We start from the raw sequence: 15,711 nt of genomic DNA, 5'->3' as shown, positions 1-15,711 counted from the left end.
ACAATGTTAGGTTTTTTACAACAGATTGGCCGCGCACTCATGCTGCCAATCGCAGTATTGCCGGCAGCCGGGCTTGTATTAAGACTTGGCGCCCTTTGGCATATTCCGTTCATGGAAAAAGCGGGGAATTCGATTTTTGAAAATCTGGCTATCTTGTTTGCGATCGGTGTGGCGATCGGTTTTTCAAAGGATGGAAATGGGGCAGCAGCACTTGCGGGTGCCATCGGATATTTTGTTTTAACGAGCGGAGCCACCGCCATTGATAAGACTATCAATGTAGGTGTGCTTGGAGGAATCGTTTCGGGGATTGTTGCTGGTCTCCTCTATAACCGTTTCCATAATATTAAGCTTCCGGATTACCTGGGTTTTTTCGCAGGAAAGCGGTTTGTCCCCATAGTCACTGCAGGGGCCATGGTTGTTCTTGCGGGTGTCTTCGGATTTGTCTGGCCGCCTATTCAAGACGGCATTGAAGCCATCGGCCACTGGGTCGTTAACGCAGGTGCTTTCGGTGCTGCTGTTTTCGGATTCTTAAATCGTCTTTTAATTCCGTTGGGCCTTCACCATGTGTTAAACAATTTCCTCTGGTTCGTGTTTGGCGAGTACAAGGATGCCCATGGGGATCTATGGAGGTTCTTTGCGGGAGATCCTTCAGCAGGATTCTATATGTCTGGCTTCTTCCCGATCATGATGTTCGGATTGCCGGCTGCGTGCCTTGCGATGATCATGGCTGCCAAGAAAGAGAAACGAAAAGCGGTTGCCGGGATGCTTGGCGGACTCGCATTTACATCCTTCTTGACGGGGATCACTGAACCGATCGAATTTTCATTTATGTTCTTATCCCCGCTCCTGTATGGAATTCATGCGCTTCTTACTGCGGTTTCCATGGCGGTTGCCGTCATATTAAACATTCATCATGGCTTTACGTTTTCCGCAGGGGCCATTGATTACTTCTTAAACCTGGATATCGCAACACGGCCGTGGCTGCTCATACCGGTCGGGCTTGTCTTTGCAGCCGTTTATTATATCGTCTTCTACGCCTTGATCGTCAGGCTGAATCTTAAAACACCGGGACGTGAAGAGGATGAGGAAAGCATTGTTGAAGATTCAAGTGCTGGAGCAAGTGATGACAAGTACAAAGGGATTGCGGGACGTTATCTTGCTGCCTTAGGCGGTGCAGAGAATATCAATGTTCTGGATAACTGTGTCACAAGACTGCGTTTAAAAGTGAAAGATACAGAAAAAATAAATGAACCGGGCTTGAAGCAGGCTGGCGCAAGAGCTGTAATGAAGCTAAGTTCCACTGATGTTCAGGTGGTAGTCGGAACGGACGTCGAAGCGGTGGCGGAAGCCATGAGAAAGATCATTTCCAATGAAGAACGAGTTTCATAGAAAAGGAAAAGGGCCCTCAACTGAGCTGGGGGTTCTGTTTTACAGCTTGGATTCGAGGAATTGAGCCAAAATGAGATGGAATTGATCCGAACTGGACTGGAATTGAGCGCAACAAAGAATAATTGAGCGAAACACGGCTATAATTGATCCGATTTTAATATTCAGACTTCTTCGCGGCGCGATTTCAACTCCTCATTCTCTACACCCTCATGCGTATCCAAACCACCAAAAAACCGGCCTTCCATCGAAGACCGGTTTTCCTGCTTTTAGTACAGACCTTTACCGCCGAATCCGTACCCATAGCCGTAGCCGCCTAAACCGCCGTAACAGCCATAACCGCCGTAACAAGCGCATCCAACAATAATCAGCAGGATGAATAGGACAACAATTAAACTAAAGTTGTTAAAGAGACCACCAGACATTATCTTCACTCCCGGATTATTTTATTTAAGAGGTTGCCCTCCTCCTCCATACATCATATGAAACCATGCAGGCTGAGAAACCGAGGCATAAGCGGATTTTTAGCGGCGGGGCTATAGTCAGCCTTGTTTTGTGTTGCTGAACGATCCGACAAGGGAATCTTTGTTTCTGTAGTTGGTCAGAAGGGAAATCCCCACTAAAACCACAAATCCAGTAACGATGCCATACATGATCGGGTTTGTGGAAGAAATTCCTTCGATCAGCAGGCCGCCGATGACAACGATGGTGCTGGCAAGAATGGAGTAAAAGCCTGCGTTGGCCGTTGATTTTTTCCAAAATAACATGAGCAGTACAGGTACGAAAATCGCGCCGGAAAGAATCGCATAGGCGACATCAAGAGCGACGAGAACGTCTTGGATCCATACCGCAAACGTAATGGCGAGAAGGCCGGCAGCAAGTGTCGTCACCCGAGAGAGCACCAAAAACTTCTTGTCACTGATATCCTTTATAAAATATTGGCGCAGGATATCATTGGTGATCAGGGTGGACGAAGCGAGCAAAGTGCCGGATGCGGTTGACATGAGCGCTGACATGACACTGGCAAGAACAAGCCCCAGGATTCCCGAAGGCAATATCTTTAAAGCAAGCATGGCAAAGGTATTCTGCGTATTGTCGATGTTCGGCAGGATGATAAAGGCACACATCCCGATGATGCTGCCTGCCAGCGCATAAGCGATGGAATAGAGGCCCGCATACATGGAACCTTTTTTTGCAATGGATGGTGTCCTGGCTGTAAACACGCGCTGCCAGATATCTTGTGAAACCACCATGCCAAGCGTATAAAGTAAAAAGTATTGAAAAATCTGCTGATAGCCGATCGTTGACAGGCTGAGGTGGGACTCCGGCAATTTGGAAAGCAAGTGACCGAAACCGTCAGCCTTTGCAATGCTCATCGGAAGCATGATGGCAAAGATTCCGACCGTCATGACGATGAATTGGATGATGTCAGTGATAGTAACGCTCCACATTCCGCCGAGGATCGTATAGAAAAGGACAATTCCGCCGCCAACAAGCATGGAAGTCGTCAAATTCCAGCCGAGGAGCACGTTAATGATCGTCCCCATTCCGATGACCTGGGTCACCGCGACCATCAGTGTATAAATAGAGGCAACAATCGCTGTGATCAGCCTTGCTTCAGACTTGTATTTCTTACCGAGCAGCTCGCTGATCGTGGTGACTTTATGTTTGGAGATGCGTTTGATAAAAAAGGTGCCTAAAAGGATGATGCCGAGACCGATCATGGTCACAAACCAGATTCCTGAGATTCCAAATTCATAGCCGAGCTTCGCTGTACCTATGGTAGACGCCCCGCCCAGGATAACGGCAGACAAACAGCCGAGGTACATGAAAAGGCCGAGGTTGCGGCCGGCAAGCGCGAATTCCTCTGTCGTTTTGGCTTTCGTCGAACCGATGACGCCTACTGCAATCAATACAGCAAAATAAAGAAAAATAATAACTGTGTCCAAGATACCCATTTCAAAGCCCTCCCTTTATTCATTTTTGAATACTTATTGCTGTGCCTGTTCTATTTTTGTACTTAAACTTGCTTTTTTAAGAGCGATCAATGTGATCATTTCAAACATGACGGCGCTTGCAAGCATAGCGGTGATCTCTCCGCTGTCATAGGCAGGGAGTACTTCAACAAGGTCAAAGCCCACCACATTGAGCCCATCGAGATTACGTACCAGTTCAAGCGCTTCATGGCTCGTCGGACCGGCTGCTTCCGGGGTTCCTGTTCCCGGTGCATAAGCAGGATCAACGAAGTCAATGTCAAATGATACAAAAACTGGCCTGTCACCTGCACGATCATGGATTTTTCGGACGACTTCATCAAATCCTAGCTTTCTGACATCTCTCATCGTCAATACTTCAAAGCCGAGATCCCTTGCGTCCTGGATGTCCTCCTTGCCGTAAAGAGGTCCTCTCATGCCGACCTGGATGGAATGGCCGACGTCTATCAGGCCTTCTTCTACCGCTCTTCGAAAAGGCGTACCATGAGTGTACTTCTCGCCAAAATAGTGATCCCATGTATCACTGTGGGAATCAAAGTGAACGAGCGCTACTGGTCCGTATTGCTTAGCGAATGCTCTCAGGCTGCCGAGCGAGATGGAGTGGTCGCCGCCCATGATGACAGGAGTGACGCCTGAAGACAGCAAAGGTGATAAAAACTCCTCCATGTTGCAGTAGGTTTGATGAATGTTTCCAGGTACCACGTCGATGTCTCCATAATCCACACCGCTGCAATGATCAAAAATGTTAATTTCCTGTTCAGGATTGTACGGGCGGAGCAGGGTTGAAAAGTTGCGGATGTGCTGAGGTCCGTTCCTTTGACCTGTACGATTGGAAGCGCCGGTATCAAAAGGCACACCCACCACTGCGAAGTCCACATCCTCTGTTGTTTGAACGTGCTCCAGCCGCATAAATGTTTTCACACCGCAAAAGCGGGGAGAGGCCGAAGAATCTTTTGGTTTATACATAAATGTTGTCTCCTTTCAGGTGTTATACATTTTGTAGTTTGCGTCCTGGAAGCCGTTCAGCTTCGTATTCTGCAATGGCCTCCTCCAATACAGCAATGCCCTCATCGATCTGATTCTGGCTGACAGTCAGCGGAGGAATCATCCGGATGACTTCACCTTCGTTGCCGCAAAGATAGAACAGTACTCCTTTTTCCAGACACTTGTTGAGGATGGAGATGACACCTTCACCATTCGGGCCGCCATTTGGGGGATCCAAAATTTCAATGCCGATCATCAGGCCAATGGAGCGGATGCTCCCGACGATCGCGTGCCTTCCTTTCAGTCCAAGAAGCTTTTCACGGGCATAGGCCCCCATTTTGTTTGAGTTTTCTACCAGCTTTTCCTCTTTCAAAACTTCAAGTGTAGCCAGTCCCGCAGAACAGGCGATCGGGTTGCCGCCGAATGTGGTCCCGTGGCTTCCGAGCGGCCATTGCTTCATCAGCTCTTTGGATGCGACCGTAGCACTTAATGGCAGCCCTGAAGCGATGCCCTTTGCGATTGCCATGATATCCGGTGTTACCCCAAAGGTTTGGGCGGCGAACCATTCACCCGTGCGTCCGAAGCCGGTCTGCACTTCGTCAAAGATTAATAGAATTCCGTGCAAACTGCAGATTTCACGCATTTTTTTCAGCCAGGCCGCAGGAGGCACGATATATCCTCCTTCACCTAAAACAGGTTCGACAATCATACAGGCCACTTCTTCGGGTGTAACCTGATGCTTGAAAAGTGACGTTAAGTCTTTCTCGAGCTTGTCGGCTGCATATCGGCCCGGGTCCATACCTTTCGGACATCCTTCTGTTGAAGCATAAGGAACCTGGTACGTCAGTCCGTTCGGCTGCAAATACTTCCGGTACTTGGCCTTGGATGTGGTGACGCTTAGAGCTCCCATGCTTCGTCCATGAAAGCAGCCGGTGAAAGAGATCACATAAGGCCTGCGCGTCACATGCTTGGCAAGCTTGATCGCCCCTTCAATGGCTTCGGTTCCGCTGTTGGCGAAGAAGAAGCAATCCAATCCGGCAGGAAGGACCGTACGAAGTTCCTTGGCCAGTTTAAGGATTGATTCATACATGATGACCCCAGAGGGACCATGCATCAGTTCATCTGCCGCCTTTTTAATGGCCTCGACTACTTTCGGATGGCGATGACCGGTATTAGCGGTAGCGATGCCTGAAGTGAAATCCAAGTAAGTTTTTCCATCAAGGCCGTAGTAATAGCAGCCCTCCTCTTTTACGACAGGAAGATTTGGGTGATCCTTGGCCATCGTCGGAGCCAGCAGATCGGAAAGCTCGTTCATCAGGGTGTTCAGTTGTTGTGGCACAATCACGTACCTCCTTATGTGTTAGATTCTAAGGGGACATTTGCAGTCTTATTTTTCTTATCTTGCAAGAATTGTGCCAACTGTGTTCAATGGATGTCATACTTCTGCATTTTTCGTACGACAGAGGGCTGGCTGATCCCGAGAGCCTCTGCCATCTGAACGGTAGTCTTATAGTCTCTTCGCGCTTTTTGCACCATTTGTTTTTCTACATCCTCCAGCACTTCTTTCAAAGGCTTGCCGAGGTGGGAGGGCGGAGCGGAGATGGAATGAGAGGCCTTTATGGTATCCGGAAGGTGTTCTGTCGTTATGAGAGTGGAGGGAGAAATAACGACAAGGCGTTCTATGAGATTGATAAGTTCGCGGATATTTCCTTTCCAGTCATATTGGAGGAAATGATGAAGAACTGCTTCATCTAGCCGTTTTTCCCGTTTGTATTTCTCCTGAAAAACATCGAGTACATAGTGAATCAAAGGGATGATGTCTTCGGGTCTTTTCCTGAGCGGCGGAATGGTTAAGGGAACAACATTCAGCCGGAAATACAGGTCTTCACGAAATGTTCTTTCGTGAATGGCATGGAGAAGATCTTTATTGGTAGCAGAGATCAGGCGGAAGTCCACAGAGATGGGCTTGGTTCCTCCTACTCTGTAAAACTGTTTTTCTTGTATGCACTTCAATACCTTTACTTGATGAGCAAGAGGAAGTTCGCCGATTTCATCTAAAAATAGAGTCCCCCCGTCTGCGAGTTCGGCAAGCCCCATTTTGCCTTTTCGGTTTGCTCCCGTGAATGCACCTGCCTCATACCCGAAGAACTCTGCCTCAAATAAGGTCTCTGGGATTGCTCCACAGTTCACTTCAATAAACGGCCCCTTGTTTCGGCCGCTCTTGTTATGGATAAATTTTGCGATCAATGATTTGCCTACTCCAGACTCTCCAAGCAAAAGAACGTTCACATCCACTTCGGCTACTTGAAAGGAAGTGGTCAGGACATTTTTCATCTCTGTGCTGTTGGCAATGATGCCGCCGTCATAAAGCTGCCGGCTGCGCAATAAATCCAGCTCGCTCTTTACCCGTTCCATTTCATCTTCCATCGTTTGCAGAAACTTCTTCAGCTCCAGCAGTTCTGTCACATCATGGGAATAGCTGACCACTCTATAGATGTCTCCGTTCTCATTGAATACAGGAATGCCGGTCACAAGCAGTTTCTTTCCTGTGTTTGTCGTTTGGACGAAGGTGATCTTCTTCTTTTCTTTCAGCACCATCGGGGTGGCTATTGGCGTAAACATTCCATCTGCTGCCAGATCATAGACTGATTTGCCAAGGAGGCTTTCCGAGGAGACGCCGTATACTTTCCCAGTCGCCTCGCTCACTTTTAGAATAGTTCCATTGAGGTTGGTTACGAGAATATCATCTTGAAGGGAGTGAAGGATCGCTTCGTTTTCATTCCAAGGGTGAGAAATCATATTTGATCATCCTTTTTTATTCGTTTATGAATAATTATTTATTTCTGAATATTATAACGGATGAAACAAAGCCTGCCAACCAGAGGTTTTTCATGATGGTATAGGCAATAATCAGCACCACTGACATACAATAAAAAATATGAATAGAGAATGGAACAAAATCAGGGGAATATCATTCCAATACCTTCAAAAATTAACTAAAATAGAAAGTAAAAAGCAGGCGCTGCAGGCAAGAAGAATGGGATGGAGTGAAGATGATGGATTATATTGTGTATGATCTGGAAATGACGAACCGGTTATCGGAAATTATTGAAATCGGTGCCGTACGGCTGCGTATGATGAATGGGGAACTAGCAGTGACAGACCACTTTCAATCCTTTGTTCAGCCTAAGATGGATAGTTTAAATACGAGGATTACCAACCTGACAGGGATCACAAAAAAAGATTTGATGAATGCCCAGCCGTTTACGACGGTCATCAAGGATTTTAAGGATTGGATCGGCGAAGGAGAGTATTATCTTTGTTCCTGGGGACCGGAAGACAAATGGGCACTGATTACGGATGCCACGTTCCACAACACTCCTATTGATTGGATCATCAATCATAATGACCTTCAGTTCTTGTTCAGTATCCTCCATGACAGTGAGAAAGGCTTCCGTTATGGATTGACACGTGCCTTGAACAAACTTCAGATCTCTCTGGAAGGTTCGCAGCACAGGGCACTGGATGATGCCATGAATACAGCGAAGATTTTTGTTTCCATCCATAAAGAGATCAAGCTTGAGAAAAATCCGAATTCGTTTTTGGAGTCAAAAATTTTCGAACCGGAAAAGCTGGTCTATCAGTCCAAGGACGAGGAGGAAGACGGGACACAATCTCCCTTTGCCTCACTGTCTAAATTATTTGGATAAAACAATAGGGTTCTGGGAATTATATTTATAAAACTTTGGTCATCAACATATTCCATCCTTATAGGACAATTTGTTGATAAAAACGACAAGATGCGACATGGTCAATAGGATAAATGGTCTGGTAATCCAGAAAAAGTAAGATATGTCGTCATTTGACGAATTGTTTTTCTAGGAAAATGACCTCATATCTTTAATAATAAAGTAGAGGGGGTGATAAAGTTGGAATCCACATATTTTATAACGAACAAAAATAACCAACTTTTAGAGCTTATTAATACGATAGATTATATGGCGAGTGAAGCCACAGTTGATGAGTTGGACTGTATTGTGAAACTTAAGGAAGAATTAATCGCAAAAGACGGCATCAATGTATCACCGGATCAATATAACAGTATCATCTCCATACTTTTGAAATTTGTGCCAACTTACATAAAAGATGTTTGTTAACCTGCTGAGATGCTGCAGGTCGTTATAAGAGATAAAAAAGAAGGGCCGGCAATGGATGCCGGCCCTTCTTTTTTTGTGATTTATTTTATAATGCACAATCTAGAACGCCCTGGCAAAAAAAGCGATAACGGCAATGGCTCCTATAATGATGAGAATCGTGCGGATCATGTTTCTTTCCTCCTATAGGTTGTTCATTATAAATCCAACTACGACGATGATTCCGATGATCAATAAGATGGTGCGTATCACTTCTTTTATCTCCTTTATTTCTGCTTTTTATCTTTTTCTTTCTGCGATTCAGTATCAACGGATTTCCGTTGTTCGATTGCGCCTTGTTCGAACATGTCCTTCACATTTTCCTTTGTTTCTTTCTTTCCGTTTTCTTTTGATTGTTTGTTGTCCACTTTTTATCCCTCCTAATACATTAACTAAGGTACCCTGTCACACCTTTTATAAACATCAGGGCTGCATAACGATGGTGAATCCCTGAAATTAATTTTTTTCAAAAAAGTGGATAACAATCTTTTAAGAAAGGGAAGATTGTAAGGGTCAGGGCTTATAGCGACCGTGGAATAATAGGTGGAAAACTCGGTTTTTGTCGAATTATGGTATAATGGTTACTGTTGAAAATTTCTGATGATTAGGCGGTGTTTTTGATGAAAAACAACCAAGAGAAGTCCGCATCCTTTGTCCCCTACGTTCCCTCATCACGTTCATTGCCGGAACTTACTGTGGTTGCGATCGTTTTTGGTATTATTTTGGCTGTTGTTTTCGGAGCAGCCAATGCATATTTGGGACTTAAAGTAGGACTGACCGTTTCAGCTTCCATCCCTGCAGCGGTTATATCCATGGGAGTACTTAGAGGCATTTTTCGAAGAGACTCCATCCTTGAAAACAATATAGTACAAACCATGACAACTGCGGGGGAAGCCATTGGTGCTGGCGCCGTCTTTACGTTGCCGGCATTCTTCCTGCTTGATATTGATCTTTCACAGACGGTTATCATTTTTATCGTACTGACCGGAGGCCTATTGGGAGTTTTTATGATGGTTCCCTTGAGGCAGATGCTGATCGTGAAAGAACATGGAAATCTTCCTTATCCTGAAGGAACAGCCTGTGCTGAGGTTCTAAAATCAGGGGAAAAGGGAGGCGCCAACGCTAAAACGGTAGCTATCGGCTTTCTTTTTGGAGGTCTTGTAAAAGTACTGGGCGATGGCTTCATGCTGTTCAAAACCGAAATTGAAACACAAGTGGGCAAATTTAAAAATGCCGTAGTGGGTATGGACATTTTTCCGGCTCTTCTCGGTGTGGGCTACATTATCGGCCCCCGTATCGCTGGACAAATGCTGGCAGGAGGTTTGCTTGCCTGGATCGTATTAATTCCTGCCATATCATTTTTTGGCGCGGACAGCACAACCGCCATTTTCCCTGCCCATGATCCGATCGGAAAACTTGATGCATGGGGCATTTGGGACAGCTATATTAAATACATTGGTGCCGGGGCCGTTGCGGTTGCCGGGCTGATTACACTCCTTAAAACGCTGCCGACATTGATTTCCACAGCGGCCCAAACGATGAAGGGCTTTTCCGGTGGAGCGGCAAGCAGCGGGATCGAGCGTACTGATAAAGATATGCCTTTCCGATACGTCATTTTAGGTATTATCGCATTGGTGATCATCATTGGTGCCGCTCCTATAACGAACGTTGGCTTTATCGGGGCGATCGCCATCGCCGTTTTCGGATTCTTGTTCGTGGCTGTCGCTTCAAGGATCGTCGGTATCGTCGGAAGTTCTTCCTCACCGGTTTCAGGTATGACGATAGCTACTTTATTAATCGTAACGCTTGTTTATAAAGTCACCGGCCTTCACGGTATGGAGGGAATGAAGGCTGCCTTAACTGTTGCGGCTATCGTGTGTACAGCTCTTGCTGTTGCAGGCGATATCTCACAGGATTTGAAAACAGGGCATCTTGTCGGAGGTACGCCTTGGAAACAGCAAGTGGCCATGATGATCGGCGTTGTGGCTTCCGGTCTAGTCATCGGCATTATCTTGATTGTTCTAGATCAATCCTATGGGATGGGTTCACAGCAGCTTCCTGCTCCTAAAGCAGCCATCATGAAAGTGCTGGTTCAGGGGATCTTTGGCGGTGATTTACCATGGAACCTTATCTTTATCGGTGCCGCTATCGCGGTCGTCATTGAATTCTTAGGACTTAATTCATTGGTAGTCGCGGTAGGCCTGTATCTTCCAGTCCATATTTCGGCACCTGTGATGTTCGGAGGAGCGGTAAGATGGCTTGTGGATTCCCGTGCGAAATCCAAGGAAGAACGCTTGGCGAGGTCTGATAAAGGCGTACTGTTCGCCTCCGGTCTCATCGCGGGAGAATCTTTGCTCGGGGTGTTAATCGCTGTTCTTATTTTCTTTAAAATCGATATTCCAGCAACACCATTGACGGACAACCGATTGATCCCATTTGTGATTTTCCTGTCTGTCTGCTGGCTTCTGTATTGGGTGTCATCCAGAGCGAAAGTGGATAAAACAGAATGATGGGAGTTTTCCTATCACGTAAAAAAACAAAGAAAAACCTGTTAATCATGATTCCAAAGTTTAAACGAGGCATTCATACGGAGACCCGGGAGGAAGGAAAGGTGTACCTGATGATTCCCCGGACCAATCCAATAGAAAGGTTTTCCATCCGTTTTTTAAAGCAGCCCTCTTTTCTTTCGGTCAAGCTTGATGCGCTGGGTGCGTTTGTAGCAGCGCGAATCGACGGCACAAATAAGATTGAGGAAATCGCTGCCGGACTGGAGAGTACGTTTGGGGAAGAAGCCGCTCCTGTCGTTCCAAGGCTCGCTAAATTTATAGAAATGCTTGAAATAAACGATTGGATCATATGGGAAGACGAGAAGTAATTTATTTTGTTATCCCATATATGCCGTGTCTCATATCCTCTTGCTTTCATTCATATAAATGAGAAAAAGAAGAGGAGTGAGGAAATGGGATCCTTTTTGATTGTACTAGTGCCGGTCTTTTTCGTGTGCGGAGGCGCCGCGCTGCTCATCAGTTCTCTCGTAAAATCGGATACCGGGCAGTACGATATTGAAAATTTGTGGGAAGACCGGGAGTATTCATCTGATGACTATAATTTGAAGTAGAGGGAACTCCTTGGTAAGAGGGGTTTTTTCTCTTATGATCGATGAAAAACTTGAAAAGATGCGGGATTGCTGTTTTAATGGATTAGCAAAAGGGAACTCAGTAAGATAGCTGAGCGAATGTTTTTATACAGCTTCACGGTTATCAGATAGAGGAGGATTTTTTTGGGGAACCGAAAAAAGGTGATTTATGCCCTGACTGCTATCGTAGCAGCCATGGCAGTGGTTTTTATTTTTTACTCTGTAAAAAGCCCTGAGAAGCATGAGGGAAGTGAACAAAAAAAATCACCGAACACACATCTTAAACAGCCTAGACCAAAACAGATTAGAATTGTTGCGCTTGGTGACTCACTGACTTATGGAAGAGGAGATCCGAAGCGTAAAGGGTATATCGGCTTGGTCAGACAGGGGATGCAGAGGGAGTTAAAGCGTCCGGTCGTGCTGAATAACTATGGAATCAGCGGACAGCGTTCTGATCAGCTGTACAAGCAATTGAGCAATGGAATGGTATCGAGATCCGTGCGCCAGGCGAACTACATCTTCTTGTTTATCGGAACCAATGATTACAGGAAAACGGCTGGCTGGAACTTCAGGAATATTAATCAGAAGGAGATGGCAATCGGACAGAAGGTACTGTATCAAAACCTGGAGAAGATTACTGCCGAGCTCCGAAGCCAGAACAAAAGAGCGCATATTTATATTCTCGGATTGTATAATCCTTATACGGAAAACTTCTATGATGAGGTATCTGCCCGCGTCATTAAACGATGGAACGCGTCGATTCAGCAGGTCAGTGCAGAGACACCGAATTCCACTTACATTTCCACCTATGAACTATTCGCAGGCATTCAAAAGCGTGAATATTTCTCCGATCAGATACATCCTAATCCTAAAGGGTATTACAGGATCGCTCAACGGGTGCTCGGTGAACTTAAACTGAGGTAGTATTCAATTCATGCAAAAACCCCGGACAGGTTTGACCCGTCCGGGGTTTTGTTTCGCTAGCAAGAGCAAAGTGATGAGCGTCTTTTTAATATGTATCACATACTGTTGCTGCAAGCGAGGCTGTGCACTAAAATATTCGCATCTTGACTGGAAGTAATTAACGCTTGATTTCGTTCTCGAGTTTGCCGTTCATATCAATCATGAAGCCGATTTCACGTCCAAGGAGCTGGCTTAGTTCCTTGGCTTTCTTGTCGCTTTCATTCTTAATCTGTTCTATAGTCAACTCACCTTTTAATCGGGAAGATCCTACAATAATACTTAAGTCTCCTTTTTCAAAAAAAACAATTCTCATCGTTCTGCCTCCTATTTAGGAATTTCTGTCTATTCCTTATATATTTCGCCCTAATTAAAAAAGCTGTCGGGGTAAATCTATGAATTAATTGAGCAGTATGACTCTAGTCTACCCCTTATTAGCTGCAAAGATTAATAAGAATCATAAATTAACGTAAAAATTTACCTTTCCCTCCAAAAAAGATGGTATTATGATACATAGGAATTCTTCTGTCAGGAGGAAATATCGTGGATGAATTTTTGCAACTGATCGTATTGGTGAGCAAGCTCTTATGGGCAAAGGCTGCAGCTGGTTCTTTTGCACTGGGCGTGCTCATCGAAGTCTTGTTTCAAAATTTTTGGGTGCAATTTACAGCAGCGGTTCTCCTCGGAATGTTCGCGGTGAAAATGATTGAGCTTGCGATTCGATACTATTATTATCATAATTTTGTTCATAGAAAATTAAAAAACAGTCTCGGTTCGCCGGCGGATTTAGACCTTTTTCTGCAAACCTCGATGAAGCGGGAAATTTCCAGGGGACTGCTTCCGAACTTAAAGCATTTGCGCAGCCGATTGATTCAGATGCGGTCTACGGAACTGCGGCTGTTTCATACGTACTTGAGAACGAATACGAGAACAATGAAGAATGGAAAACCAGTCGGGTATGCCATCGGGATTCTGATCGGAATGTTTACCAGCTTTGCCATGGATATTCTTCATCTTGAAGGACTTTCGTTTTCACAGGAGAGTACAGTAAAAACCGTTTTGCTTCTGCTCGTATGGTTTGTGATTGCCCATTTGTGGATGAATAAACGAATTCGGGCCTTTGCTCAGTTGGACGGTATTGTTTTAACCTGTTTAAATGAAAAGCTTCACGATCCATTTGAACCGGATGAAGATCCGTCGGATGATCCGTATTTTGAAGAAAAAATATTGAAAGAGCATTCCTGAGAGGATGCTCTTTTATTTTGACACGTAGATGTTGTCCTTTATCCAAAACCGGTAAGGATACCGGGCAGCCTCTCCGGCATAGTCCACGTTGATGCGTGGGCCTGATAGTATATGTTCTTCAGTTATCGTCGTATCGCCTTTAATGTAAAGGTGCTTCGCATTGAGTTTAAGTCCGTAATCATTTAAAGTGATCCCCAACGCTTTACAAAGCTTTCCCGGACCGTTCGTGAGTTTTTTCAATTGTCCAGGCTTCCAGTCCCCATCATCTAACACTGGAATTTCGAATGAGCGGCGGCGCATCATTAAAGGGATGCCTTCTTTCGGTTCGAGTGCACGTATTAGTATGGCTTCCGGCTTATGGAGAGGGCCGGAAACGATATTAAAACAGGTGTGCATCCCGTAAATAAAGTAGACATAGACATAACCTGGCTCTGCATACATGATTTCGGTCCTTGGCGTTCGTCTGCCTCCAAATGAATGGGCAGCCATGTCTTCAGGCCCTAAATAGGCTTCTGTTTCTACAATGATGCCGGATGCAATCCCTTCGTCCGTTTCGTGAACCAGCTCCATTCCAAGCAAAGATTTAGCCAGTTCCAGGGTAGGGAGTTCAAAAAACTTCTCGTTCATAACCATCCTCCAATACAACTTACAAATTGATCTCTTTTTACTATTCCCTTATCTTTCATGGAAACGTGTCGGATGAACAGGATTATAATTGTCAGAATTTCGGGTATGTTTCAAGGAGGAAGTTAGAGAATAAGGGAGAATTCTATAGTGTAAAGACGGGAGGCGTTAAAGATGGATGGAAAAGTAAAGAAAACGGGCATCTATGAAAACCTTTCGAAACGACGCTATGAATACTGGTATGTAAGTAAATCAGGATTGAAGACAATGGTATCTTGGCTGTGCTGGAGTGCACCTCCGTCCGTAATAGAGGAATGGAGCAATTCGCAGGCCGAATAATGAAGTTCCCTTCACTTTGAAGGGACTTTTTTGTATCCTGCATGGAATGTAAAAGGAAAAACCTGGACAGAACTGTGTATAAAAACGAAAGGAAGCCTGTTCAATGATGAATGTTCCACAAGGACAATTGCGCCGGGCGGTAGAAAAAAGAAAACAGTTTCTTATCCAGAAGTTGCTGCATCATGGTTTTATTCTGCCGGAACACCGGCTCCTGCAGGAGTTTACATTATCTGAATTGGAAAGAGAATGGAGATCCGTGCAAGGAAAGGACAGCAACGTAAGTATGTAAACTCATTGGAAATTACCATATTTTAAGCACGGCGTTCCTCCCTTTATCCCTTTATAATAGATAGAGGGAGGGATTTTATGAATCATCTGAGCGTTGATGACAAACTGCTATTGGCCGATCTGGCGCTGTCTCAAAAGTATGCGAAAGAACTTGTACAGTCCGAATTAATGGAAATCGAACTCGGCTTAAGGGAAGCAGAAAATGACCGGGTAAAGAAACTGAACGACTTGCTTGTGATTTTACATAAAACAGGATATTAAATAAAAAATAACCCCAAGAACTGAACTGCACCCCAATTGTTAGACACAACTAACAATTGGAGGTGCAGTTTTTTGTGACTAAATATTCTTTAGACACTCAATGAGCCGCCATTCAGGCTTATTTAAATGGATCTTACAAAGATACGGCAAAACGTTATGGAGTAGACAGTACTCACTTATTACTATTGGGCAAAGCGAATGAATCGTCCTGACAAATACAGTAACGCAAAAGAAACCATCCAAAAGATCTTCTACGAGCATCAGGGACGATATGGCTATCGTCGTATTACCTTGGTATTGC

19 protein-coding genes and 1 pseudogene are annotated in these 15,711 nt (G+C 45.0%); 12 read left to right on the top strand and 8 right to left on the bottom strand.

What is annotated here, in order from left to right; all coding sequences use genetic code 11:
- Positions 1-3 precede the first annotated feature (3 nt).
- A complete protein-coding gene (nagE, locus tag ABHN01_RS14935) occupies positions 4-1,389 on the top strand; it encodes an N-acetylglucosamine-specific PTS transporter subunit IIBC (RefSeq protein WP_429876201.1) in 1,386 nt (461 codons plus the stop codon).
- Between the two features lie 266 nt (positions 1,390-1,655).
- On the opposite strand, the gene ABHN01_RS14930 is transcribed toward nagE, so the two are convergent.
- The 5 genes from ABHN01_RS14930 to ABHN01_RS14910 form a co-directional block, all read right to left on the bottom strand.
- Entirely contained in the window at positions 1,656-1,811 is a 156-nt protein-coding gene (locus ABHN01_RS14930; protein ID WP_290398602.1) for a YjcZ family sporulation protein, read from the bottom strand.
- A gap of 117 nt (positions 1,812-1,928) precedes the next feature.
- The gene (locus ABHN01_RS14925) at positions 1,929-3,344 is read right to left on the bottom strand and encodes a sodium:solute symporter (RefSeq protein ID WP_429876200.1); all 1,416 of its coding nucleotides are present in this window, start codon (positions 3,342-3,344) and stop codon (positions 1,929-1,931) included.
- 33 nt (positions 3,345-3,377) lie between these two features.
- Positions 3,378-4,346, bottom strand: coding sequence for an agmatinase (gene speB / locus ABHN01_RS14920; RefSeq protein WP_429876199.1), 969 nt, complete (start codon positions 4,344-4,346; stop codon positions 3,378-3,380).
- Between the two features lie 22 nt (positions 4,347-4,368).
- Entirely contained in the window at positions 4,369-5,703 is a 1,335-nt protein-coding gene (locus ABHN01_RS14915) for an aspartate aminotransferase family protein (RefSeq protein WP_429876198.1), read from the bottom strand.
- Positions 5,704-5,789: 86 nt separating this feature from the next.
- Positions 5,790-7,163, bottom strand: a complete 1,374-nt coding sequence (locus ABHN01_RS14910; protein ID WP_429876197.1) for a sigma-54 interaction domain-containing protein — start codon at positions 7,161-7,163, stop codon at positions 5,790-5,792.
- A 257-nt stretch (positions 7,164-7,420) separates the two neighbouring features.
- Between ABHN01_RS14910 and ABHN01_RS14905 the strand changes: the two genes are divergently transcribed.
- Positions 7,421-8,074: an exonuclease domain-containing protein gene (locus tag ABHN01_RS14905; RefSeq protein WP_429876196.1), complete on the top strand. Its 654-nt coding sequence runs from the start codon at positions 7,421-7,423 to the stop codon at positions 8,072-8,074.
- 219 nt (positions 8,075-8,293) lie between these two features.
- On the top strand, positions 8,294-8,521 hold the full coding sequence (locus ABHN01_RS14900; protein ID WP_429876195.1) for a hypothetical protein: 228 nt from the start codon (positions 8,294-8,296) through the stop codon (positions 8,519-8,521).
- 263 nt (positions 8,522-8,784) lie between these two features.
- Here the strand turns inward: ABHN01_RS14900 and ABHN01_RS14895 are convergent, their stop codons facing one another.
- Positions 8,785-8,925 (bottom strand): hypothetical protein, encoded by a 141-nt coding sequence (locus tag ABHN01_RS14895; protein ID WP_429876194.1) that lies wholly within the window; start codon positions 8,923-8,925, stop codon positions 8,785-8,787.
- A 252-nt stretch (positions 8,926-9,177) separates the two neighbouring features.
- On the opposite strand from ABHN01_RS14895, the gene ABHN01_RS14890 reads away from it, so the two are divergent.
- The 4 genes from ABHN01_RS14890 (at position 9,178) to ABHN01_RS14875 (ending at position 12,617) form a co-directional block, all read left to right on the top strand.
- Positions 9,178-11,067 carry an OPT family oligopeptide transporter gene (locus ABHN01_RS14890; RefSeq protein ID WP_429876193.1) on the top strand — a complete coding sequence of 630 codons (1,890 nt, stop codon included), beginning with the start codon at positions 9,178-9,180 and terminating at the stop codon, positions 11,065-11,067.
- Positions 11,064-11,432 (top strand): PqqD family protein, encoded by a 369-nt coding sequence (locus ABHN01_RS14885; protein ID WP_429876192.1) that lies wholly within the window; start codon positions 11,064-11,066, stop codon positions 11,430-11,432. Before ABHN01_RS14890 ends, ABHN01_RS14885 begins: the two co-directional genes overlap by 4 nt.
- An 84-nt stretch (positions 11,433-11,516) precedes the next feature.
- Positions 11,517-11,675, top strand: coding sequence for a hypothetical protein (locus tag ABHN01_RS14880; RefSeq protein WP_290398612.1), 159 nt, complete (start codon positions 11,517-11,519; stop codon positions 11,673-11,675).
- A 162-nt stretch (positions 11,676-11,837) separates the two neighbouring features.
- Positions 11,838-12,617, top strand: coding sequence for a GDSL-type esterase/lipase family protein (locus ABHN01_RS14875; RefSeq protein ID WP_429876191.1), 780 nt, complete (start codon positions 11,838-11,840; stop codon positions 12,615-12,617).
- 157 nt (positions 12,618-12,774) lie between these two features.
- Here ABHN01_RS14875 and ABHN01_RS14870 read toward each other — a convergent pair whose 3' ends face one another.
- Positions 12,775-12,969, bottom strand: a complete 195-nt coding sequence (locus ABHN01_RS14870; protein ID WP_429876190.1) for a hypothetical protein — start codon at positions 12,967-12,969, stop codon at positions 12,775-12,777.
- Between the two features lie 227 nt (positions 12,970-13,196).
- On the opposite strand from ABHN01_RS14870, the gene ABHN01_RS14865 reads away from it, so the two are divergent.
- A complete protein-coding gene (locus ABHN01_RS14865) occupies positions 13,197-13,898 on the top strand; it encodes a hypothetical protein (RefSeq protein WP_429876189.1) in 702 nt (233 codons plus the stop codon).
- A 12-nt stretch (positions 13,899-13,910) separates the two neighbouring features.
- Here the strand turns inward: ABHN01_RS14865 and ABHN01_RS14860 are convergent, their stop codons facing one another.
- Positions 13,911-14,531: a DNA-3-methyladenine glycosylase gene (locus ABHN01_RS14860; RefSeq protein WP_429876188.1), complete on the bottom strand. Its 621-nt coding sequence runs from the start codon at positions 14,529-14,531 to the stop codon at positions 13,911-13,913.
- Between the two features lie 165 nt (positions 14,532-14,696).
- Between ABHN01_RS14860 and ABHN01_RS14855 the strand changes: the two genes are divergently transcribed.
- From ABHN01_RS14855 to ABHN01_RS14840, 4 genes and pseudogenes are all read left to right on the top strand, one after another.
- Positions 14,697-14,861 (top strand): hypothetical protein, encoded by a 165-nt coding sequence (locus ABHN01_RS14855; protein WP_429876187.1) that lies wholly within the window; start codon positions 14,697-14,699, stop codon positions 14,859-14,861.
- 103 nt (positions 14,862-14,964) lie between these two features.
- Positions 14,965-15,150, top strand: a complete 186-nt coding sequence (locus ABHN01_RS14850) for a Fur-regulated basic protein FbpA (RefSeq protein ID WP_290398618.1) — start codon at positions 14,965-14,967, stop codon at positions 15,148-15,150.
- A gap of 77 nt (positions 15,151-15,227) precedes the next feature.
- Positions 15,228-15,410: an antirepressor AbbA gene (gene abbA / locus ABHN01_RS14845; protein ID WP_429876186.1), complete on the top strand. Its 183-nt coding sequence runs from the start codon at positions 15,228-15,230 to the stop codon at positions 15,408-15,410.
- A gap of 174 nt (positions 15,411-15,584) precedes the next feature.
- Positions 15,585-15,711: pseudogene (locus ABHN01_RS14840) on the top strand (IS3 family transposase); the annotation flags it as partial.

This window comes from Fictibacillus sp. NRS-1165, from assembly GCF_050468105.1.
GTDB classification, from domain to species: domain Bacteria; phylum Bacillota; class Bacilli; order Bacillales; family Fictibacillaceae; genus Fictibacillus_C; species Fictibacillus_C terrinigri.
The sequence above is the reverse complement of the archived record's forward strand: the minus strand, read 5'-3'. Positions and strand labels throughout refer to the sequence as shown.

Coding starts and splice junctions, on each gene's coding strand:
- ABHN01_RS14925 (WP_429876200.1), bottom strand. CDS start 3,344: ATGGGTATCTTGGACACAGTTATTATTTTTCTTTATTTTGCTGTATTG.
- abbA (WP_429876186.1), top strand. CDS start 15,228: ATGAATCATCTGAGCGTTGATGACAAACTGCTATTGGCCGATCTGGCG.
- ABHN01_RS14850 (WP_290398618.1), top strand. CDS start 14,965: ATGATGAATGTTCCACAAGGACAATTGCGCCGGGCGGTAGAAAAAAGA.
- ABHN01_RS14885 (WP_429876192.1), top strand. CDS start 11,064: ATGATGGGAGTTTTCCTATCACGTAAAAAAACAAAGAAAAACCTGTTA.
- ABHN01_RS14870 (WP_429876190.1), bottom strand. CDS start 12,969: ATGAGAATTGTTTTTTTTGAAAAAGGAGACTTAAGTATTATTGTAGGA.
- ABHN01_RS14880 (WP_290398612.1), top strand. CDS start 11,517: ATGGGATCCTTTTTGATTGTACTAGTGCCGGTCTTTTTCGTGTGCGGA.
- speB (WP_429876199.1), bottom strand. CDS start 4,346: ATGTATAAACCAAAAGATTCTTCGGCCTCTCCCCGCTTTTGCGGTGTG.
- ABHN01_RS14855 (WP_429876187.1), top strand. CDS start 14,697: ATGGATGGAAAAGTAAAGAAAACGGGCATCTATGAAAACCTTTCGAAA.
- ABHN01_RS14910 (WP_429876197.1), bottom strand. CDS start 7,163: ATGATTTCTCACCCTTGGAATGAAAACGAAGCGATCCTTCACTCCCTT.
- nagE (WP_429876201.1), top strand. CDS start 4: ATGTTAGGTTTTTTACAACAGATTGGCCGCGCACTCATGCTGCCAATC.
- ABHN01_RS14930 (WP_290398602.1), bottom strand. CDS start 1,811: ATGTCTGGTGGTCTCTTTAACAACTTTAGTTTAATTGTTGTCCTATTC.
- ABHN01_RS14905 (WP_429876196.1), top strand. CDS start 7,421: ATGGATTATATTGTGTATGATCTGGAAATGACGAACCGGTTATCGGAA.
- ABHN01_RS14860 (WP_429876188.1), bottom strand. CDS start 14,531: ATGGTTATGAACGAGAAGTTTTTTGAACTCCCTACCCTGGAACTGGCT.
- ABHN01_RS14890 (WP_429876193.1), top strand. CDS start 9,178: ATGAAAAACAACCAAGAGAAGTCCGCATCCTTTGTCCCCTACGTTCCC.